At 61.3% G+C, this 18,854-nt stretch carries 20 protein-coding genes and 1 pseudogene; 3 read left to right on the top strand and 18 right to left on the bottom strand.

From position 1 onward, the window contains the following. Positions 1–41: 41 nt before the first annotated feature. Complete coding sequence (locus EI969_RS28315; protein WP_160390608.1) at positions 42–281, top strand: DNA-binding protein; 240 nt, start codon at positions 42–44, stop codon at positions 279–281. A gap of 64 nt (positions 282–345) precedes the next feature. On the opposite strand, the pseudogene EI969_RS28310 reads toward EI969_RS28315, so the two are convergent. Beyond that, a pseudogene (locus EI969_RS28310) lies at positions 346–502 on the bottom strand (beta-ketoacyl-ACP synthase); the annotation flags it as partial. Between the two features lie 338 nt (positions 503–840). On the opposite strand from EI969_RS28310, the gene EI969_RS28305 reads away from it, so the two are divergent. Both EI969_RS28305 and EI969_RS28300 read left to right on the top strand, forming a co-directional pair. Continuing rightward, positions 841–1,341, top strand: coding sequence for an Hcp family type VI secretion system effector (locus EI969_RS28305; protein ID WP_160390607.1), 501 nt, complete (start codon positions 841–843; stop codon positions 1,339–1,341). Further along, on the top strand, positions 1,334–2,053 hold the full coding sequence (locus EI969_RS28300; protein WP_160390606.1) for a DUF4225 domain-containing protein: 720 nt from the start codon (positions 1,334–1,336) through the stop codon (positions 2,051–2,053). Before EI969_RS28305 ends, EI969_RS28300 begins: the two co-directional genes overlap by 8 nt. 420 nt (positions 2,054–2,473) lie before the next feature. Here EI969_RS28300 and EI969_RS28295 read toward each other — a convergent pair whose 3' ends face one another. From EI969_RS28295 to EI969_RS28215, 17 genes are read right to left on the bottom strand one after another with little or no spacing between them, the layout of a single operon-like run. Then, positions 2,474–3,730, bottom strand: coding sequence for a beta-ketoacyl-ACP synthase (locus tag EI969_RS28295; RefSeq protein WP_160390605.1), 1,257 nt, complete (start codon positions 3,728–3,730; stop codon positions 2,474–2,476). Next, positions 3,730–4,458, bottom strand: a complete 729-nt coding sequence (gene fabG, locus EI969_RS28290) for a 3-oxoacyl-ACP reductase FabG (RefSeq protein ID WP_160390604.1) — start codon at positions 4,456–4,458, stop codon at positions 3,730–3,732. The genes EI969_RS28295 and fabG overlap by 1 nt, the downstream gene beginning before the upstream one ends. Next, positions 4,458–4,916 (bottom strand): hotdog family protein, encoded by a 459-nt coding sequence (locus tag EI969_RS28285; RefSeq protein ID WP_160390603.1) that lies wholly within the window; start codon positions 4,914–4,916, stop codon positions 4,458–4,460. Before EI969_RS28285 ends, fabG begins: the two co-directional genes overlap by 1 nt. Next, a complete protein-coding gene (locus EI969_RS28280; protein WP_160390602.1) occupies positions 4,913–6,109 on the bottom strand; it encodes a beta-ketoacyl-[acyl-carrier-protein] synthase family protein in 1,197 nt (398 codons plus the stop codon). The genes EI969_RS28285 and EI969_RS28280 overlap by 4 nt, the downstream gene beginning before the upstream one ends. Next, positions 6,106–6,636, bottom strand: a complete 531-nt coding sequence (locus EI969_RS28275; RefSeq protein ID WP_160390601.1) for a DUF3261 domain-containing protein — start codon at positions 6,634–6,636, stop codon at positions 6,106–6,108. The genes EI969_RS28280 and EI969_RS28275 overlap by 4 nt, the downstream gene beginning before the upstream one ends. Next, positions 6,636–7,361 carry a class I SAM-dependent methyltransferase gene (locus EI969_RS28270; protein ID WP_160390600.1) on the bottom strand — a complete coding sequence of 242 codons (726 nt, stop codon included), beginning with the start codon at positions 7,359–7,361 and terminating at the stop codon, positions 6,636–6,638. Before EI969_RS28270 ends, EI969_RS28275 begins: the two co-directional genes overlap by 1 nt. After that, entirely contained in the window at positions 7,358–8,605 is a 1,248-nt protein-coding gene (locus EI969_RS28265) for an NAD(P)/FAD-dependent oxidoreductase (RefSeq protein WP_160390599.1), read from the bottom strand. Before EI969_RS28265 ends, EI969_RS28270 begins: the two co-directional genes overlap by 4 nt. Beyond that, a complete protein-coding gene (locus EI969_RS28260; protein WP_256678375.1) occupies positions 8,592–9,752 on the bottom strand; it encodes a sodium:proton antiporter in 1,161 nt (386 codons plus the stop codon). Before EI969_RS28260 ends, EI969_RS28265 begins: the two co-directional genes overlap by 14 nt. Further along, entirely contained in the window at positions 9,749–12,088 is a 2,340-nt protein-coding gene (locus tag EI969_RS28255; RefSeq protein WP_160390598.1) for an MMPL family transporter, read from the bottom strand. The genes EI969_RS28260 and EI969_RS28255 overlap by 4 nt, the downstream gene beginning before the upstream one ends. Further along, positions 12,072–12,764, bottom strand: coding sequence for an outer membrane lipoprotein carrier protein LolA (locus EI969_RS28250; RefSeq protein ID WP_371926043.1), 693 nt, complete (start codon positions 12,762–12,764; stop codon positions 12,072–12,074). The genes EI969_RS28255 and EI969_RS28250 overlap by 17 nt, the downstream gene beginning before the upstream one ends. Next, on the bottom strand, positions 12,764–13,189 hold the full coding sequence (locus EI969_RS28245) for a thioesterase family protein (protein ID WP_160390596.1): 426 nt from the start codon (positions 13,187–13,189) through the stop codon (positions 12,764–12,766). The genes EI969_RS28250 and EI969_RS28245 overlap by 1 nt, the downstream gene beginning before the upstream one ends. Continuing rightward, positions 13,182–14,726: a histidine ammonia-lyase gene (hutH, locus tag EI969_RS28240; protein ID WP_160390595.1), complete on the bottom strand. Its 1,545-nt coding sequence runs from the start codon at positions 14,724–14,726 to the stop codon at positions 13,182–13,184. The genes EI969_RS28245 and hutH overlap by 8 nt, the downstream gene beginning before the upstream one ends. Next, positions 14,707–15,651: a glycosyl transferase gene (locus EI969_RS28235; protein ID WP_160390594.1), complete on the bottom strand. Its 945-nt coding sequence runs from the start codon at positions 15,649–15,651 to the stop codon at positions 14,707–14,709. The genes hutH and EI969_RS28235 overlap by 20 nt, the downstream gene beginning before the upstream one ends. Beyond that, complete coding sequence (locus EI969_RS28230; protein WP_160390593.1) at positions 15,648–16,382, bottom strand: glycosyltransferase family 2 protein; 735 nt, start codon at positions 16,380–16,382, stop codon at positions 15,648–15,650. The genes EI969_RS28235 and EI969_RS28230 overlap by 4 nt, the downstream gene beginning before the upstream one ends. Further along, positions 16,375–18,054 (bottom strand): acyl-CoA synthetase family protein, encoded by a 1,680-nt coding sequence (locus tag EI969_RS28225; RefSeq protein ID WP_160390592.1) that lies wholly within the window; start codon positions 18,052–18,054, stop codon positions 16,375–16,377. The genes EI969_RS28230 and EI969_RS28225 overlap by 8 nt, the downstream gene beginning before the upstream one ends. After that, complete coding sequence (locus EI969_RS28220) at positions 18,051–18,596, bottom strand: hypothetical protein (RefSeq protein WP_160390591.1); 546 nt, start codon at positions 18,594–18,596, stop codon at positions 18,051–18,053. Before EI969_RS28220 ends, EI969_RS28225 begins: the two co-directional genes overlap by 4 nt. Next, positions 18,593–18,847 carry an acyl carrier protein gene (locus EI969_RS28215; RefSeq protein ID WP_007992314.1) on the bottom strand — a complete coding sequence of 85 codons (255 nt, stop codon included), beginning with the start codon at positions 18,845–18,847 and terminating at the stop codon, positions 18,593–18,595. Before EI969_RS28215 ends, EI969_RS28220 begins: the two co-directional genes overlap by 4 nt. Positions 18,848–18,854 lie beyond the last annotated feature (7 nt).

Here is an 18,854-nt window from a genome sequence, read left to right as displayed (position 1 = left end):
GAGGTTACGATCAAATTAAATTGAGCAACGCGGAGTAGATCATGACAAGCCAATTTCGCCGTTGGGATTCCGCCGAATACCTAAAGACCGAAGAGGACTTGGCTGATTATCTGAAAGCTTGTTTGGAAGTAGGGGAAGAGGATCCAGAATTCGTCTTCAAGGCACTTGCGACAATTGCGCGTGCTCGTGAATCAAACCCAACGTTTCCGAAAGGAGCTTGTGAGACTCTGAGGATCCTGGGCAACCAGCCATCACAGAGCCAGGCAGGTAAAGGGCGATGACAAGCCGACCTGTTTATTAAGGAGCGCCGAAAGGCGCTCTTTGGCGTTTCTGGCCTTACATTCAGCGCTTGCAAATCAGTTTCGGGCGGAGAGTGTACTGGCCGTCGGCATTGCTGCCGAGTCCGACGAGCTCGACTTGGATACGGGCGCCTGCACCAATGCGTGTTCCAGTTCTTCGAGCACCGGAATGCCGCCACCTTACCGATCACCAGACCGCCGCGCCCTTAATCGTAGGGGTGCAGGTATTTTGTATAAACTCTATCTAAGTGGTGTATAGGCAAATTTCTTACGTAGCAGTTGTTTTTTATTAATGATGGAGTTGTTTGTCTGTGTAGTTAAATTAACTTAGGAGCTTGCTGTAGGAATGTTCTCTTGGTGGTGTGGGGGTTGTCTGAATTTTATAGGGGGGCAGTGGCTATAGGCAGGATTTGTTTGACGGTTGATCCCCGTATCGGCAATGTTTAGAGCTTGGGTGTGTGACATATTTGTATATTTGTTAGGAGTGGCTGCTTTAAATCCTTGTAAGAGGATGGGCGGCTGACTCAAAGGAGTGAAGGGCTTGGCAAATCTCAGCTACATGACTATTACCGGGAAAAAACAAGGTTTGATTTCCGCTGGCTGTTCCAGTCAGGACTCTATTGGGAATAAATGTCAGGCCAGCCATGAAGACGAAATTATGGTGCTGGCTTACTCTCATAATATGGCAGCTGGTAATGATGGAAGCACTTTTGGTGGCCGTGGGAAACATATGCCGGTCATCCTTACAAAAAATATTGATAAATCTACGCCGTTATTAGCTAGTGCTCTTCATGAAAGCGAAGAAATTGAATGTAAAATCAATTTCTACCGCACTTCATCCGTTGGTGGTCACGAAAAATATTTTACTGTATCGCTAAGTGGTGGACGTGTTGCCAATATAAGTGTTCAGGTGCCGCATGCCATTCATATGGGTGACGCGCAGCCACAGGAACTTGTGGCCATCAGGTATCGGGAAATTGCCTGGGTGCATCACAAGGCAAGTACAAGTGCCTATAGCTCTTGGGACAACGAATATGAGTGATCAGCCATGTGATGTACATGATGTAGCCAAAGCAGCTTCTGATCTAGTTGCATTAGGGTGTACGGTTGGCGCTACGAATTTCTATGATGGCACGACTCAGCTTCAGTTTGGCGTAATCATATCTAATTATGTGAATGAAATTATAAATGATGTGAGTGACGGGGTGATAAGTGCTTGGGATGGCGTGCAAGAGATAAGGAGAGAACATGCCGACCTTGCTTCCAAGGCTCTTTTTTATGCTCAAAACGGAGTTGGGGTTGTTGCAGGAGCCATGCAGGTTGAAGTAGGGGTTGCCATTACGGGGGCTTCATATGGCTTGGCAGCACCGCTCGGTGCATTTTTCGTCGCGCATGGAGTTAATAATATTTACGAAGGTGGGATGAATACTTATAACGGTCCTGCCGCCCAAGCAGTAAGGGGGCCGACTAGGCGCGCCTATGCATCATTTATGGGGGATGATTATAATGGGGATTTAGCATATGGAACAATCGACTTGATTTTGTCTGCTGGCGGTATGATGCGGCCAGTACGCAAGGTGGATTCTGTACAGCTTTTCAGGCGAGATCCACTGAATTACGAGTCGGCCTACCAGCAATCTGGTAAGTTGGCTTTGTTTTTTGAGGCGCTAGTTGATTCAATTACAATTAATTCTATGGTTTCAAAGGACGGGTCGGAAATGGAAAGCAAATGGCATCGTGAGGAGCGACGGTGATTACCAGATCTTACGAAGTCTGGGAATATAAAAGCGCAAACTCGCGGTAACAATTATTGTGAACACAATGCCATTGACAATCCAATAAGTAGCGTCATTTAAGGGAAAGATTTTTGTTATTCCCCACACAATAATCATTGTGTATCCCATGGAGCAGCCGATAACAACAAAACCCAAGCTTGCCAAATATCTGATGGTATACATTATAGAAGTCCTTATCCGCAGATCATTGTGTTCAATATAACCTAAATTCACAAAATAAGTTCAACACTGAAATAAAAGACAGAGAATCTTACCCGGTCTACCCTTGCCGCAACATGCTCTTTCCTGTGAGCGATATCGCGGCAACAATATTTAACAGTTGTCCACCACTTGCACGCTCCCTCTGGCGCTCGATTGCAAGCGAAACAATGGCCTCCGTTATGCCGGTGGCAAGCCAGCTCCCGATTGCATGGACCAGCGCTTGAATATCAACGAAGTATTCACCCCGCCAAACGCAAAATTATTGTTCATCACATACCGATTGCTCATCTGCCGAAACTCGCCGCGCAGGTAGTCGAGTTTGCCGCAATGCGGGTCGACTTCGTCGAGGTTGAAGGTGTGGGCGTACAGGTCGCGGTTCATCATTTCGATGCTGAACCAGGACTCCAACGCACCGCAGGCGCCGAGGGTGTGGCCGAGGAAGCTTTTTTGCGAGCTGATCGGCATGTGTTCGCCGAACAGGCTGCTGGTGGCCAGGGTCTCGGCGATGTCGCCCTGTTCGGTGGCGGTGCCGTGGCCGTTGACGTAGCCGATGTCCGACGGTTTCAGCCCGGCGTCTTCCAGGGCCAGTTCCATGGCCCGGCGCATGGTGATCTGTTCGGGGCGGGTGGTGTGCTGGCCGTCGGCGTTGCTGCCGAAACCGACGATTTCGGCATGGATGTGGGCGCCACGGGCCAGGGCGTGTTCCAGTTCTTCGAGCACCAGCATGCCGCCGCCTTCGCCGATCACCAGGCCGTCGCGTGCGCTGTCGTAAGGGCGCGGGCTGCGTTGTGGGGTGTCGTTTTTCAGGCTGGTGGCGTAGAGCGCGTCGAAGACCATGGCTTCGGTCGGGCACAGTTCTTCGGCGCCGCCGGCGAGCATCAGCGGCAGGCGGCCGAACTTGATGGCTTCGTAGGCATAGCCGATGCCCTGGCTGCCGCTGGTGCAGGCGCTGGAGGTCGGGATCAGGCGGCCGGTGAGGCCGAAGAATATGCTGATATTGGCTGCGGTGGTGTGCGGCATCATGCGCACGTAGGAGTTGGCGTTCAGGCCTTCGGCCACCGAGTTGAGCAGCATGTTGCCGAACGCCTTGATCTCGTCGGTGCTGCCGGTGGAGGAGCCGCAGGCAACGCCCATGCGCCCGTCCTTGATCGACTCGTCGCCCAACAGGCCGGCGTCGGCCAGTGCCATTTCCGCTGCGCCCACAGCAAGCCGCGAAACCCGACCCATGCTGCGCAGTTGCTTGCGGGTCCAGTGGCTCGGCACCTTGAAGTCATCGATGGGGCCAGCCAGGCGTGTGTTGAGCTCGGTAAAGCGGTCCCACTCGTCCATCCGGCGGATGCCGCTGCGGTTGGCCGCGAAGTTGCCGGCGATGGTTTCCCAATCGCTGCCCAGCGAGGTGATGCCGGCCATGCCGGTGACGACGACGCGCTTCATCAGCACAGGCCTCCGTTGACGGCCAGAACCTGCCGGGTGATGTACGAGGCTTCCGCCGACATCAGGAAATTCACTGCGCCGGCCACCTCTTCAGGGGTGCCCATGCGTTGTGCGGGGATCATTTTCATCAGTTCTTCCACCGGCACGTTTTCGTCGAGCATGGCTGTGTCGATCAGGCCGGGTGCAACACAGTTAACGGTGATTTTGCGCTTGCCGAGCTCGATCGCCAATGCCTTGGCCGCGCCGATCAAACCGGCCTTGGAGGCGCTGTAGTTGACCTGGCCACGGTTGCCGATCAGCCCTGACACCGAAGTGATGCAAACAATCCGCCCGGCGGCGCGGCGCCTGATCATCGGCATCATCACCGGGTGCAGTACGTTGTAGAAACCGTCGAGGTTGGTGCGCATCACCACATCCCAATCCTCCTCGCTCAGGGCCGGAAAGGCACCGTCGCGGGTCAGCCCGGCATTGAGCACCACGCCGTAATAGGCGCCGTGGGTTTCCACGTCGGCTTCGAGAATTTCCTTGCAGCGGGCGCGGTCGGCCACGTCGAACTGCAGGATGCGCGCACGACGGCCAAGGGCCTCGACTTCGGCCTTGACGGCTCCGGCGTCGGCCAGGCCGCTGCGGCAATGCAGCACGATGTCGTGCCCGGCCTGGGCCAGGCGCAAGGCGATGGCGCGGCCGATGCCACGGCTGGAACCGGTGACCAGTACGGATTCAGTCATCACTGGACTCCTTCGGGTTCATGGAGATATTGAGCGGCCTGGGGTGGGCGGTACACGTTCAGCCGAGCGCTGACGTGAATGCCGGGGGCGTTGATGTGGCATTCGAACACGCCCATGCCGTTGTCGTCTTCCAGGGAGCGAATGCCGTGGATGGTCAGCTCGGTGCCGGCCGGGAAGCTTTCAACGTTGCATTCGTACTTTCGGCTGCCGAGCAGGAAGCCCAGTTCCACCGCATCGCCGCGCTGACGCGCATGGCAGCCGGCGAAGGCGGCCACGCTCTGGGCCATCAGCTCGATGCCGACCCAGGCCGGCAGGCTGCCGTCGGGGAGATTGAACAGGCCATCGGGCTTGACGGTCAGGCGGGTGTGAATCTGCTCTTCATCGAACGCCAGGATCTGATCGATAAGGATCATGTCGCCGGCGTGGGGCAGCAGTTCGGCGAGCGGCCAGTCAATCATGGGGCGTCTCCGATAATCAGGCTGACGTTGTTGCCACCGAAGGCAAAGGAATTGCTCATCAGGAAGCGCGGTGCAATGGACGTCAGGCGCGTGGCCGGGGTCACCCATTGCAGCGGCGGCAGTTCGGGATCGGGCTGTCCGTCCCAGACGTGCGGCGGCAGGGCATGCTCTCGATTGTCCGGGCTCAGGCTCAACCAGCAGAACGCCGCTTCCAGCGCCCCGGCGGCACCAAGGGTGTGGCCGGTCATGGGTTTGCTCGACGAACAGGGCACGCCGGCCGGGAACAGCGTCGCCACGGCCTGGCTTTCCATGGCGTCGTTGTGCTGGGTGGCGGTGCCGTGCAGGTTCAGATAGGCGATTTGCTCCGGCTTCAGGTTGGCGCGTCCCAAGGCTTTGCGCATGGCCTGCAGGGCGCCACGGCCGCTCGGCTCCGGGGCGGAAATATGATGCGCATCGGAGCTGGCGCCACTGCCGAGCAAGGCAATCGGCTGGCTTTCGCCGGCATCTCTGGTCATCAGGAACAGCACCGCGGCTTCGCCAATGTTGATGCCGTTGCGGTTCACCGAAAACGGATTGCAGCGTTGTTCCGAGACCGCCTCCAGCGCCGAAAAACCGTTGAGGGTCAGCTTGCACAAGGTGTCGACACCGCCGCACAGCACCGCGTCGCAGATGCCCAGGTCCAACAGGCGCTGGGCGCTCATCAAGGCCCGGGCGCTGGAGGTGCAAGCCGTGGAAATGACGTAGGCCGGCCCGCTCAATTGCAGCCACTCGGCGAGGAAATTTGCCGGTGCACCGAGTTCCTGTTGCTGATAATCGTACTCAGGCGGGAACTGCTTTTCGCGCAGGTAATGCGCCAGGCCCTGGCTGGCTTCGTCGATGCCCGAGGTGCTGGTGCCCAGCACGACACCGATGCGATCGCGGCCGTAGGCCTGGATCGCGCTGTCGATGTCCGGGCGGATTTGCAGCGTGGCTGCCAGCAACAACTGATTGTTGCGACTGTGATGGCGCGACATCTCGGCCGCAAGGGTCGGCAGTTGGCCCTGGACCGCGCCGACCGGCAGCGAGCGTTGCGCCACCCACCCGGCCTGTTCGCGCATGCCGCCACAGTCGCCGGCAAACAGGTTGCGGGCAACCTCCTGCTTGTCGCGGCCCAACGCGCAGACCAATCCGAGGGCATTGAGGTAAGCCGTCATGGCGTTTCACCGCTCAGGGGCGTGACTTGGTAGGTCGGACCTTTTGCAATCTTCAATTCAAAGTTCTGCGGTTGTGCATAGCGAATGTCCCAGCGCTCGGGCAGGGATCGTTGATTGCCGTGCTGCCAGGCACCGGGATAGTTGGCCGCCAGTTCATCTTGCGGCGTCAGGGCAAACAGCAGCGCCGCGAACAGTTCGCGGGCTTGCGGATTGGGCGGCAGAAAGCCATCGGACTCCCAGGTTTTATCGATCAGTTTCTGGCGGGCCTTGGGAATGCCCAGCAGGTCCATCATCGACCAGCGAATAGCCGTCTCTTCACGTTGGACCACCAGCACCCAGTCCAGACGGTCGTCGGGCTGCAAGAGCTGGATGTGCAGTTGCAGCGGCAACGGCAGATCAGGGGATTTCTCGGGCAACGGCGCCCGGCCGGCGCAGGCGCTCAGCAGCAGGGTTGCAGTGAGCAGGAGAAATCGCAGAGCACCGTCGCTCCCACAGGTATGGTGCTTCGAGCGACTGGGAATAAACATCACACAGTTCCTTCAAAAGGTTTGCGCGCCACCACATTGACCAGGGTTTCTTCCCGCTGGCCAAAGGGTTTTGGCTTGCACACACCCAAGCGTTCGAGCAGGCCGAAATCCTTGGCGCGACTCCACCACAGGTACGGATAAGACACGTTTTTCGCGGTAAATTCGAAACCCTGCCGGCGAATCATTTGCAGGTACTGCGCAGCGCTTTTCTGCACGTGCATGGGGTGACGGAACAACCAGCGGATCACCCAGGTATCAATGTAAGCCTCGGTGGATTCGGCGAACAGCAGATAACCGCCGGGCTTGAGCACGCGGTAAAACTCGGCCAGTGTCTGTTCCTGCTCCACCAGGTGATGGAAGGTCTGGTGACAGAACAGCAGGTCGATGCTGGCGTCCGGCAGCTTGATACTGGCGCAGTCGCTACCGATCAGCTCCACTTCCATGCCTTGGCGGGCCGCCTCTTCAGCGCTCACGGCCAGGCTCTGCGGGTCGGCATCGATGCCGATCAGGCGACCGGGCGCAAAGGCCTGGCGCAGCAGCGCGAATGACTTGCCCTGGCCGCAACCGGCATCCAGCAGCACCGGGCTGACAGGCAGCGCTTCGCTGAACAGGCTAGCCAAATCGTCGATTGCCAGCCGCAGCACATAGTGTTGCCAGATCCGGCTGCGCAGGAACCACAAGCCGAAACGGGTTTCTTCGACGTAGTGGTCGCTCAAGTCGTTCATGACGCATCCCTTGCGCAGAATTCCGATATTACTTTCAACCGACGCCGGGCTTCGCTGACGAACGGGTTGCTTGGGTCCCAGGCGTATCCGGCAAGGATGGAGCTGATCATTCCACGGATCTCCTTCGAGCTGCCCTCATGGAAGATCACGTCCTGGAAGGTCCCGGCGTACCAGCCTTCGACGTAGCAACGGAAGGTGTCGACGCCGCGCTTGAGCGGTTCGGCGAACTCGGTTTGCCAGTCGACGGCTTCGCCCTGCAACTGACGGTGCAGCACACCGGCGGCCATGCTCGCCGAGCGCATGGCAATGGTCACGCCCGAGGAGAACACCGGGTCGAGGAATTCCGCGGCATTGCCCAGCAGCGCGAAGCCCGGACCGTGCAGGGTTTTCACGTTGGCCGAGTAACCGCCGATGGTCCGGGCCTCGGTGTCCCACTGCGCATTTTGCAACACCCTGGCCAGGCTGGGCGTCTCGGCGATGAAGCCGCGCAGGCACTCGTCCAGATTGTCGCTGCGGCCGGCGAAACGCTCCTCGGCGGCGACCACGCCGACCGAGCAGCGCCCGTTGCTGAACGGGATGGTCCAGAACCACACGTCGCGCTGAGTCGGATGAGTGGTCACGAGGATCTTGCTGCGATCGAAACCCGGGTAGTCGATACGGTCTTCGACGTGAGTGAACACGGCCTGGCGCACCGGGAAGTTCGACGGTGCTTCGAGATCGAGCAAGCGCGGCAGTACGCGGCCGTAGCCACTGGCATCGAGCAGGAAAGCGGCCTCGATGTGGTACTCGCTACCGTCTTCGCGGCGCACGCCGAGCTGCGGTTTTCCGGGTTCGATGTCGACGCTGACGATGGTTTCGCCATAGCGGATCTCCACGCCTTGCAGCGTGGCCTGATCGGCCAGCAGCTTATCGAAATCGGCGCGCTGGACTTGAAAGGTCGTCGATTTGCCGTGGCTGAACGTTTCACCGAAATCGAAGGCGCTGTAGCGCTCGCCCCAGGCAAACGCGGCACCGGTTTTCAGCTGGAAGCCGGCTGCGTTGACGGCGTCGAGCATGCCCGCTTCCTCGACGAAATCCAGGCAGTGGGCCAACAGGCTTTCACCAATGGAAAAGCGTGGAAAATGCTGGCGCTCGATCACCAGTACGTCGTGCCCCTTGCGCTTGAGCAGCGCGGCGGCGATGGCACCGGAAGGACCGGCGCCGATGACCACGACCTGGCGACATTCCATTTCAACGGTTGGCATGTGGGCTCCTTGCCTGGGCAGCGGTTTTCACGGGGATTCGGTGCATGCCGGCCAGGGCCGGCAGCAGTGTTGCAATCAGGCCCATCAGCATCAGCGCAAAGTACAGCGGCGGGCTGATCAGTTGCTGTTGCAGCAGCAGGTTGAGAAAAACGATCTCGCTCAAGCCGCGGATGTTCAGCAGCACGCTTTCCCGCCAGCGGCTGGCGCCAGTGAACGAGGCACCGGCCCAGCCGAGGCCGAGCCAGTTGCCCAGCAGTTTGCTCAGCATCGGCAACAGCAGCAGGGCCGCCAATTGCACCCAGCCGAGGCTGTCGATCGCGCTGTGTACGTTGATCTGCACGATGCCGAACGTGAGGATCAGCGGGATGGCGATGTACGTCTGCAAGCGGCTCATCCAGATGGCCGGCAACGGCAGCACCAGTGGAGCTTTCAACGCGGCCATGATCAACACATAACCGATGCCGAAAATCAGCGCATTGAGCTTGTAGTGCTCGGCGACCACCAGCAGGGCGAAAAAGCCCAGGCTGTACAGCCACGTCTGGCGCAGACCGAGCAGGCGCAGCAGCACCGGCAGGCAGGCGCCGGCCAACGGCAGCAACAGGCTGCTCAGGTGCAGGCTGCCCTGGGCGATGCCGAACAGGGTCCAGCAGGCGAGGTCGATGAGGATCGCGGTTTGCACCAGGCGCCGGGTGGCGGCGGGTGGGTAATCGATGTGCCGCAGGTACAGGTACAACACCGGAATTGCGGTGATGGCAAACAACAGGCCGACGGCCAGCGAGCTGATCCACGGTTGCGCCGGCAACAAGCAGACGGCCGTAGCGAGGCCGCAGGCAAACGGAATGCAGAAGCTGGGCAGGGCGATTTTCAGGCTCTGGCGATCCAGTTGCAGGTCGATCACATCGCTGAGGATGTAGCCCAGCAACAGGGCAAAGCTCAGGCTGTAGAGGTTCTTCAGCCAGCCCGGCGACACCAGCAACGCACCGCTCAATTGCCATTGCGGCTCGATCCAGAAATACATCAACAGCGGCAAGCCGAGGGTCGCCAGCAACAGCTGGCTGACAATGGGAATCAGGCCGAAATGCCGGCCGGCGCGGGTTGCCACGGCGAACAACGCCAGCGCCATCGCCCAGAACAGAACGACCATCATGCTGCCCGCTCCACGGCCGCAGGCTCGTGCACCTGGCGACCGGCCCACGGCGCGAGCAGGAAGCTGAAGATCAGGCCCAGGCTCACCGACAGCCCGAAGTTGCTCACCGCCGGGGTGCTCGACACCGCCAGCAGGCCGAACGACAGCCAGGTGGTCAATGCCGCCAGCAGGGTGCCGAGCAGGCTCACGGCCGCGCCGCCGACCTGTTCGCGCATCAGGATCGCGTAATCGACGCTGATCGCCGTCACCAGCAGCAGGCCGAACAGGCTGAACAGGGTCAATGGCTGCCCCAGCCAGCCGAGGCTGGCCAGGCTGCACAATGCCGCCAGCAGCGGCAGGAACACGATTCGCAACGCGCCGCCGAGGCCGAACGGCAGGATCAGCACCAGCACGATCAACACGCAAGAGGCGAGTTTCAGTTCGGCGGCACTGATTTGGGTGGCCGCGAAGACGTTGTTCAACTCGCCCAGTCGATCGACCAGTGTCACGCCAGGCAAATCCTCACCCTGGAGCCGCAGCAGGGACGGGTTGTTGATGCCTTGCAGGCTGACCATCGCCGCCACGCCGTCATCGGCCGGCCCCAGCCACAGAGGCCGATAGGGCTCTGCCAAGGGGCCGCCGAGCGCTGCGTCGATGTCAACGGTCGGCAGTGCCTGCAGCTTCGTCAGCTCGGCTTGCAGCGCCTCGGCCGGTACGCCGATGTCGAGCAACGGTTGCCAGAAAGATGGCAGTTTGTTCAACGCTGCGCGCACCTGCTGCTGTTCGCTCGGCGAGCTGACCAACTGATTGAGTGACAGATAACCCTGGAGCTTTTCCAGGCCGATCAATTGATCCAGTCGCTCGCTCAGGGCTGTCTGGCGTTCGAGCAGTTGCTGCTGGTTGGCAGCGCGTATCAGGAAGAACTGGCTGGTGGGTTGATAGCCGGTGATGCGGGCAATGGCCTGGGCTTCGTCGGTCAATTGTTGTGGCGCGCTGATCCACTGGCGGATGTCGTTTTTGCTATCGAGCTGTAACAGGCCACCTACGCAAAAGGCGATCAGCAGTGCCAGCAGCACCGGTGTTTTCACCTGTTTGATCAGCGCGTCACGACAGCCCAGTAAAAACTCGGACACCTGCAATGGCCATTGCGCCGGGCGCAGGTCTACACGCTTGAGCAAGGCCGGCAGCAGGCACACGGCGGACAGATAGGCACCGAGCAAACCGGCGGCAGAGAACGCGGCAATCTGCGTCAGCGCCGGGAAGGGTGTCCAGGCCAGGGCCAGATAACCGATGGCGCTGGTGATCAGGCTCAGGGTCAGGCCGGGCAGGGTCAGGCGCAGGGCCGGCCAGCTGTGCCAGGGTTTCAGGCTCCAGCTCTTGGACAGGTAGTGCAGGGGGTAGTCGACCGCGACACCGATCAGGCTCGAGCCCAGCACCAGCGTCATCACGTGCATATGGCCGAACAACGCCACGCAGGCCACCGCTCCGAAGAGCATCCCGACCAGTACCGGCACGAACGCCAGCAAGACACGCCAGCGCCGGAAGGCCAACAGCAGCAGCAACAGAATGCCAACGGTGGCACCACCACCGACCCAGGTCATTTCCCGGGTGGCCTGCTGCTGCCCGTTGGCTGCGTACAGCAAGCCGCTGGCAGCGAGCAGTTGCACCTCGTGCCGGGCAGCCTCTTCGCGGCTGTGCTTGAGCAGGTCGGCCACTTGCAGCGGCAGGTTCATGTCGAAGGCGTTGCCGGTGGTGCGCGCGCGCAGCAGCACCCAGCTCTTGCCGTCGGCGTCGGCGATCAGGGCGCCGCTGCCGATGTCCAGTTGCACCGAACCGCGTTGCGGCTGACTGTTCTGGATACGCCCGGTCAGGCCCAGCCAGTCGTCCTGGCTCGGCACCAGGCTGTAACCGTTGAACGGGTCGAACAGGGCCTGCACCCGTTGCTGGATGAAGGTGTCGGGGTGATCGATCAGCAGTTTCCGGTCTGCCGCCTGGAGCATCGCCAGGCGACCTTGCAGCAATTGCGTGCGCAACGCCGGCAAGTCGGCTTGGAGGGTCCACTGGACCTTTTCGAACAGCCCGCTGGCTTGCCATTGCTCGCCGAGTGTCTGGGCCATGGCGACGGCCTGCTGGCGATCGGAGTGGCCGACCAGCACCAGCATTTCGCGATTCAGCGGCTCTTGCATGCGTTGTTCGGCGCGCAGTTCCAGGGCATCGGGGGCCGTGCCGGGCACCAGTTCCATCAGGTTGGCCGACAGTGGTGCACCATCACGCCATTGCCAGCCCGCGAGCGCCAGTACTGCCAGCAGCAGGAGCAGAAACAGGCGCGGCATCCACCGTTCACTCGGCAAAGTCATGTTGCTCCGCATCGCTCAACGGTTGGCTGTCGGTGCTGTCCTGCATGCGCAGCAAGGTACTGTCACCTTGGGTTTCGAGCAGTTCGATGCTCTGCACCAGTCCTGCGCCGGTAATGTTGATCTGGTTGAACACCTGCTTGAGCAACATTGAGCGCGGCACCAGCGTGAGCTTCCAGTTCTGTGCGTCGCCGCTCAGGGACAACTCGAAATCCCGTTGCAGGCCACTGCTGTCGCCTTGCAGCACGGCGAGGAACAAGCGGTTCTGCTCGGCACCGGCACTTTTGCCCGGCAGCATCTGCCAGACACTGCCGTCACGCCGGGCAATGCCTTTGGCGGTGATGCGGTAGTCCTGTTGCAACGGCGACTTCAGCAGCCACAACAGGCCGTGGTTTTTTGCCAGGACGAAGGTGCCCTTGCTGGTCAGCGGCTGGGGCAGGGCGCGCAGGTGTTTTTCCTGGGTGAAGTTGCCGTGGACCACTTCGGGCTTGGCCAGTTGATCGCTGAGCTGTTGCAGGTCGAAGGCGCTGGCCAGCCCTGGAATACCCAGCAGCACGCAAAACACTGTAGGAGCGAGCTTGCTCGCGAAAAACCTGAGGGCGCCGCGGGGTGTCAGGTGCCCAGCGTCATCGTTAACGACCATCGCGGGCAAGCCCGCTCCTACAGGGGAACGGGACATCATGGCAGGGCCCTCTCGACAGCGTCGGTGAAGACCTTCGGCGAGGCCAGTTGCATCTCGCGGCTGGTGAGGTCGACGGCGACCTGTACCGTCATGGCCCGGGTCAGGCGTTCACCGGTTTGCAGGTCGCTGATCAGGTAGTTGATCTTCAAGCGGTTCTCCCACTCCACCAGGTTGGCGCGCACGTTGAGTTTTTGACCGAACACCGCGCCGCGCACGTAGCGCAATTGCAGGTCGATCACCGGCCACGCGTAGCCTGACTCGTTCATCGCCGTGTAGTTGTGGCCGATCCTGTCCAGCAGCGCACAGCGGGCGACTTCCAGGTATTTGACGTAATGGCCGTGCCAGACCACGTGCATGCTGTCGACGTCAAAGAAGGGGACGACGATTTCCGTGTCGGTGTGCAGGAATCCCTTGCTACGCATGCAGCCTCCAGTGTTGTTCGGCGATGCGTTGCAGGCACAGGCGCAACTCGCCTTCCAGAGCGCGGTCTTCGATGACCGGCGGGAAGTCCCTGGCCAAGGCTTCGTGCATGTCGGCCAGTGCGGGTGGCAATGCTCGTGCATCTTCCGCCTGACCGCGCAGCCAGACACCCTGATTGGCCGCCAGCAAGGTGGCGGCCGCCACTTGTTCGGTGAGCTCCAGTACGCGAATCGCATCTCGCGCGGCGATGGTGCCCATGCTGACTTTGTCCTGGTTGTGGCATTCGGTAGAGCGTGAAAAAACGCTGGCCGGCATGGTGTTCTTCAGCGCTTCGGCGGTCCAGGCGCTGGTGCCGATCTGCACGGCCTTGAAGCCGTGATTGAGCATGGCGCGCTCAGCCGTGGCGCCGGACAGATTGCTCGGCAAGCCATGGTTATAGCGCTCATCCACCAGCAGCGCGAGTTGCCGGTCGAGCAGGTCGGCGACATTGGCCACGAGGTTTTTCAGGCTGTCCATGGCGAACGCGATGTGGCCGCCGTAGAAGTGCCCGCCGTGCAGCACGCGCTCGGCCTCGGCGTCGATGATCGGGTTGTCGTTGGCGCTGTTGAGCTCGATCTCGATGAACGAGCGCAGCCAGTTCAGGCTGTCGGCCAGCACGCCCAGCACATGGGGCGCGCAGCGCAGGGAATAGCGGTCTTGCAGGCGATGCAAGGGCGCGGTCGGGGCGTCGATGGCCAGGTCCTTGCGCAACCACGCGGCGACCTGCATCTGCCCCGGGTGTGGCTTGGCGGCGAACAGGCGCTCGTCGAAGTGCTCCGGGTTGCCTTGCAGGGCGACCACGTTCAGCGCGGTGATGCGCGTGGCCAGTTGCAGCAGGTAATCGGCGCGGGCATAGGCCAGGCAGGCCAGGCCGGTCATCACGGCGGTGCCGTTCATCAGTGCCAGGGCTTCTTTCGGACGCAACACCAGCGGCTGCCAACCGAGTTCGCGGTGTACATCGGCAGCCTGCCGGCGCTCGCCGCGGAACATCACTTCGCGCTCGCCGGACAGCGTGGCGGCCACGTACGAAAGCGGCGTCAGGTCCCCGCTGGCACCCACCGAACCCTCCTCCGGGATCAGCGGCAGGATGTCGTGCTCGAGGAACGCTTGCAGGCGCTCCAGCAGCTCAACGCGCACCCCGGAAACGCCGTGGCACAGCGACTGCAAACGCGCCGCGAGCACCGCGCGGGTGGCCTGGGGGTCGAGCAGTTTGCCCAGGCCACAGCCGTGGAAGGTGTACAGATGACGGGGCAGCGCCTCGACGTGATGCAGCGGCACAGCCACTACGCAGGAATCGCCGTAACCGGTGGTCACGCCGTAGATCACGCCTTCCTTGTCCAGCAGCGAGTCGAGAAAACGCGCGCCCTTGGCGATGCGCTCGCGGTAGGCGGGATCGCTTTGCAACTGCGTCGGCACCTTGCGGTTGGCCAGTGCCAGCACGTCTTCAATGCGCAAAGGGCGTTCGCCGAAGGTTACCGGCTCAAGCGTTGGCGTCGTCATCGGTCTTCCAGAAAGGGTAAAAGTTGAACCATTGTCGGGGTGCTTCGAGGCAATAGTGACCCAAGCGTTCGGCGTAGCGGGAGGCCCACTGATGAATGACCTGTTCGCGGTCGCTGCGCTTCCAGGTGATGGCGTCAGCGAAGGGCTCAATGGTCAGTCGATAGTCGCCGTCGGGCTTTTTCAGGCACAGCAGCAGGTTGACCGGGCATTTCAGCAGGCCGGCCAGCAGCCACGGGCCCTGGGGGAACCTGGCCGGATGACCGAGGAAGTCCACGGTCGCGCAGCGTCCGCCATGCAGCGGCACGCGGTCACCGGCAATCGCCAGCCACTCGCCGCGCTCCAGGCGCTCGCTCAGTTGCAGCATGATCCCGGGGTCGAGTTCGCTGACCTGGACCAGGCGCAGGTTGGTCGCCCCGGCTTCGCCCAGCAAGCGGTTGAACTGTTCGGCGTGCTTGGTGTGCACCAGCACGTTCATCGTGACCTTCTCACCGATTTCCGCGAGTGCGCGGCAGACTTCCAGATTGCCCAGGTGAGCGCCCACCAGCATCTGCCCGCGGGCACCGCGCAACTGGTCGCGCAGCAGCGCCGGGTCGATGATTTCGATTTGTTCGATGCTCAGCTTGCCGTTCCACACGTCGAGTTTGTCGAGCATGGAATCGGCGAAAGCCATGAACTGGCTGAACACCCGCCAATGGCTGGGGCGCAGTTCGCTGCGACCGCTCCAGTCGGCCAGGCGTTGCTGGTATTGCCAGGCACTGTGTCGGGCGCTGCGGCCGAACAGGAAAAAGTACAGGACGATACCGTACAGCAACGGGCTCAGTACGCGACGACCGAGCACTTTGGCGCCGAACGCAGTGAGCTTCATCAGCCAGAAACTGCCCCGTTCTTCACGGTCGGCCCAGTGCTGCTTGTCGGTGCGGCTCATGCCCGCCACCGTCGCCAGAGGATCATGGGCGAGCGCAGCAACATGCCGAAGAACAGCCGCGTGTGCATGCTGGAAATCAGCACGTTGTCGTGGAACATCCGAAAATGCGAAACGCCGTCCAGCGGGTAATGGACCTTGGTTTGCAGCCACAACATCGGCTGATTACGCCAGGCCAGGCGCACCAGGATGTCCGAATCGAAGTCCATGCGCTTGCCGATTTTCGCGGACTCGATCAACGCCAGAACCGGTGACAAGGGGTAAATCCGGAAACCGCACATGGAGTCGCGAATCTGCAACGACAGGGTGTTGATCCAGACCATGACGTGGGTCAGGTAGCGCGCATACAAACGGCCTTTCGGCACGCTGGCGTCGTATTGCGGATAACCGCAGATCACCGCCCCGGGGTGGCGGCGTGAGTGTTCGATGAAGCGTTTGACGTCCTGCAGATCGTGCTGGCCATCGGCGTCCACCTGCAAGGCATGGCTGAAGCCCAGGCGCGAAGCTTCGCGCAAGCCGGTCATGACCGCGCCACCCTTGCCCTGGTTTTCGGCCAGGCGGATCAGGTACACCATGTCACGTTGGGCCAGGCGATCGAGCACCCGGGCGCAGCGCGGGCTGCTGGCATCGTCGACCAGGATGCATGGCAGGTTGCTGGCGATCAGCGCGTCGACCACCGTGGTGATGGCGTCTTCGTGGTTGTACACCGGGACGATGGCGCAGGGGCTATGCATGCGCCGCCTCCAGCAAGATCCGCCCGCTGGAGCAGGTGGCGGTTTCGTTGCGATAGGCGAAATACAATTTGCCGCGCACCGCATCGAAGCGCAGGTGCAGCTGGATCTCATCGCCCGGGCGCACCAGTTGCTGGAACTTCAAGACTTCCATGCCGGCGAATTTTTCCGGCAGATTCATCAGTTGCCGGCCCAGGCTCAGCGCCCAGTCCACCTGCACCACGCCAGGCAACACCGGCGCCTTGGGAAAGTGCCCGCTGAAATAGGCCAGGTCCGGTGGCACGGCCAGTTGCAGGCTCCACTCTCCATCGCTTTCGACTTGCTCCAGTACTTCAGGCGCTTTCGGACGCGGCGCCAGCAACAGGGCGTCGACGTCGGCCTGGGGCAGTTTGCCCTGGGCGTTCAGCGGCAGGTGTCGCAGCAGGCGCCAGCGTCTTGGCAGGGCCAGGGCTTCGCAGTGTTGGCTCAGGTGTTGGCGCAATTGCTCGGTGAGGCTGCGGCGGCCCAGATTGCGCAGCGCATGCAATCCGGTTTCGCTCAGCACCAGCAACGCCCCCAGGGAAGCGCGGTTTTCCTTGACCACGCCGAGACGTGCTTCGCTGACCCATTCATGGGCCGTCAGCGCCTGTTCCAGCATCGGCAGCGAGATACGTTTTTCTTCCAGCTTGACGATGCGGTCCAGCCGCCCGAGCAATTCGAAGCGACCATCGACGGCGATGCGCGCTGAGTCGGCAGTCTGTTCGACATGACCGTCAGGCAAATAGGGCGAAGCGATCAGCAGCGCACCATCGCTGTCTTGGGTCAGCGTGACATCGGCAAAGGGCTGCCAGAGTCCGGCGCCCTGACGCCAGGCGATGCCACCGGTTTCCGAGCTGCCGAAAATTTCCGTTGGCCATTGCCCCAGACGCTCATGCAGGCTCTGTGCGGCCTCGACCGGCAATGCGCCGCCGGAGGAAAACACCCGGCGTACGGCGCTCAAGGCAGGCCAGTCGAGGTTGTCGCCCATGCGCTTGAGCAGTGCCGGGCTGGCCACCCAGGCGAAGGCCGGGTGTTCGCGGCTGGCGCGTTGCAGATCCTCCGGGAAGGCCAGTTGCCGACGTACGAACGGGCGCCCTGCGCACAGCGGCCACAGCACGCGAAACAGCAGGCCGTAGATGTGCTGGGTGGCGACGCTGCCAATGATGCATGCCGGGCCCAGATCAGTGCCCCATAGCTGTTCCAGCGCTTCGACTTCATTGGCCAGTTGCCGCAGGTTTTTTTCGATACGCTTGGGCTCGCCGCTGGAGCCGGATGTGCACAGGCTCAAACGACACTGATCCAGGTCCAGCGCCGCGGCATTGAGCGGCGGCTGTTGGAAACCGCCAAGGTGTGTGTCGCCGGGCTGATCAGTCAGCCACAGGTCGACGTCATTCGACCAGCGTTGACGAGTCTGCGGCTGCAAGTCCGAAGGCAGCAGCACGCTGACCCCGGCACGCCAGGCGCCAAGCAAGGCGACCGCCAGTTCGGCGGCATCTTCCAGGTGCACGGCCATCTGCCGTACCCCCAGGGCTTTCAGGCCGGCAGCCAGCCTTAGCGCCTGTTCGCACAGCCGGGCGTGATCCAGCGCCGGAGCGGTGGTTACGGCGCGGTCCGGCTGAGCCTTGAGCAGCAGGTGCTCAAGTTTTATCCAATTCATGGGTGGCCTCGTACCCTTAGTCGTATCAGCCATTCAATGGCAAACATCAGGCCTATCAATCCGTAGGAAATCAGGCCGGTGTACAGCGTCCACCAGCTCAGCGGCGCCCAGACGGTCAGGGCAGCGGCACACAAACCGTTGCAGAGAAAAAACACACTCCAGGCGATGGTCACCTGACGGGTATAACGAATGCCCTCGGCCGGCAATTGCGGTTCGCGCACCCGGGCCAGGCGTTCAACGATCGGGGGGCCGAACAACAGGCTCGATCCGAACAGCACCAGCATGAAGCCGCTGATCAACACCGGATACCAGCGCAACAGCGCCGGGCTGTCGAACAGTGCCAGCAACAGGCAGAACACCATGGCCGCCACCGCCATCCACAGGCTGCCGGGGCGTCGTTGGCCAGTCAGCGCCCGGGCCAGCCACAGTCCGCCCAGCAGCAGGCCGAACTGCCATGGGGCGAAATGCTCCATGCCGAAATACACCGCAAAAGGATACAAAAGGCCTGCCAGCAGCAGGCCGAGGCCAATCAGTCGACTCATGCGGCCGGTTGAACCAGGCGGTAGACCGCCTCGACCACGTCACTGACGGTACGCACCGATTTGAACTCTTCGGCGGCGATTTTCTTGCCGGTCTGGCGTTTGATGTGGTCAATCAGGTCGACGGCATCGATGCTGTCGATTTCCAGGTCCTGATACAGGTTGGATTCCAGGCTCACACGCTCGGGGTCCAGTTCGAAGAGTTCGACCAGGGCATCGCGCAGGGTGTTGAAAATGTCGTCACGAGTTTGCATGGTCCGG

This window comes from Pseudomonas sp. PB101 (genome assembly GCF_009764265.1).
GTDB lineage: Bacteria > Pseudomonadota > Gammaproteobacteria > Pseudomonadales > Pseudomonadaceae > Aquipseudomonas.
Note: the sequence above shows the minus strand (reverse complement) of the source record. Positions and strands in the feature narration are given on the sequence as shown.

Coding starts and splice junctions, on each gene's coding strand:
- EI969_RS28235 (WP_160390594.1), bottom strand. CDS start 15,651: ATGAGCCGCACCGACAAGCAGCACTGGGCCGACCGTGAAGAACGGGGC.
- EI969_RS28300 (WP_160390606.1), top strand. CDS start 1,334: ATGAGTGATCAGCCATGTGATGTACATGATGTAGCCAAAGCAGCTTCT.
- EI969_RS28265 (WP_160390599.1), bottom strand. CDS start 8,605: ATGCCAACCGTTGAAATGGAATGTCGCCAGGTCGTGGTCATCGGCGCC.
- EI969_RS28215 (WP_007992314.1), bottom strand. CDS start 18,847: ATGCAAACTCGTGACGACATTTTCAACACCCTGCGCGATGCCCTGGTC.
- EI969_RS28260 (WP_256678375.1), bottom strand. CDS start 9,752: ATGATGGTCGTTCTGTTCTGGGCGATGGCGCTGGCGTTGTTCGCCGTG.
- EI969_RS28245 (WP_160390596.1), bottom strand. CDS start 13,189: ATGCGTAGCAAGGGATTCCTGCACACCGACACGGAAATCGTCGTCCCC.
- EI969_RS28225 (WP_160390592.1), bottom strand. CDS start 18,054: ATGAATTGGATAAAACTTGAGCACCTGCTGCTCAAGGCTCAGCCGGAC.
- EI969_RS28315 (WP_160390608.1), top strand. CDS start 42: ATGACAAGCCAATTTCGCCGTTGGGATTCCGCCGAATACCTAAAGACC.
- hutH (WP_160390595.1), bottom strand. CDS start 14,726: ATGACGACGCCAACGCTTGAGCCGGTAACCTTCGGCGAACGCCCTTTG.
- EI969_RS28280 (WP_160390602.1), bottom strand. CDS start 6,109: ATGACGGCTTACCTCAATGCCCTCGGATTGGTCTGCGCGTTGGGCCGC.
- EI969_RS28250 (WP_371926043.1), bottom strand. CDS start 12,764: ATGTCCCGTTCCCCTGTAGGAGCGGGCTTGCCCGCGATGGTCGTTAAC.
- EI969_RS28275 (WP_160390601.1), bottom strand. CDS start 6,636: ATGTTTATTCCCAGTCGCTCGAAGCACCATACCTGTGGGAGCGACGGT.
- fabG (WP_160390604.1), bottom strand. CDS start 4,458: ATGACTGAATCCGTACTGGTCACCGGTTCCAGCCGTGGCATCGGCCGC.
- EI969_RS28230 (WP_160390593.1), bottom strand. CDS start 16,382: ATGCATAGCCCCTGCGCCATCGTCCCGGTGTACAACCACGAAGACGCC.
- EI969_RS28295 (WP_160390605.1), bottom strand. CDS start 3,730: ATGAAGCGCGTCGTCGTCACCGGCATGGCCGGCATCACCTCGCTGGGC.
- EI969_RS28255 (WP_160390598.1), bottom strand. CDS start 12,088: ATGACTTTGCCGAGTGAACGGTGGATGCCGCGCCTGTTTCTGCTCCTG.
- EI969_RS28285 (WP_160390603.1), bottom strand. CDS start 4,916: ATGATTGACTGGCCGCTCGCCGAACTGCTGCCCCACGCCGGCGACATG.
- EI969_RS28220 (WP_160390591.1), bottom strand. CDS start 18,596: ATGAGTCGACTGATTGGCCTCGGCCTGCTGCTGGCAGGCCTTTTGTAT.
- EI969_RS28270 (WP_160390600.1), bottom strand. CDS start 7,361: ATGAACGACTTGAGCGACCACTACGTCGAAGAAACCCGTTTCGGCTTG.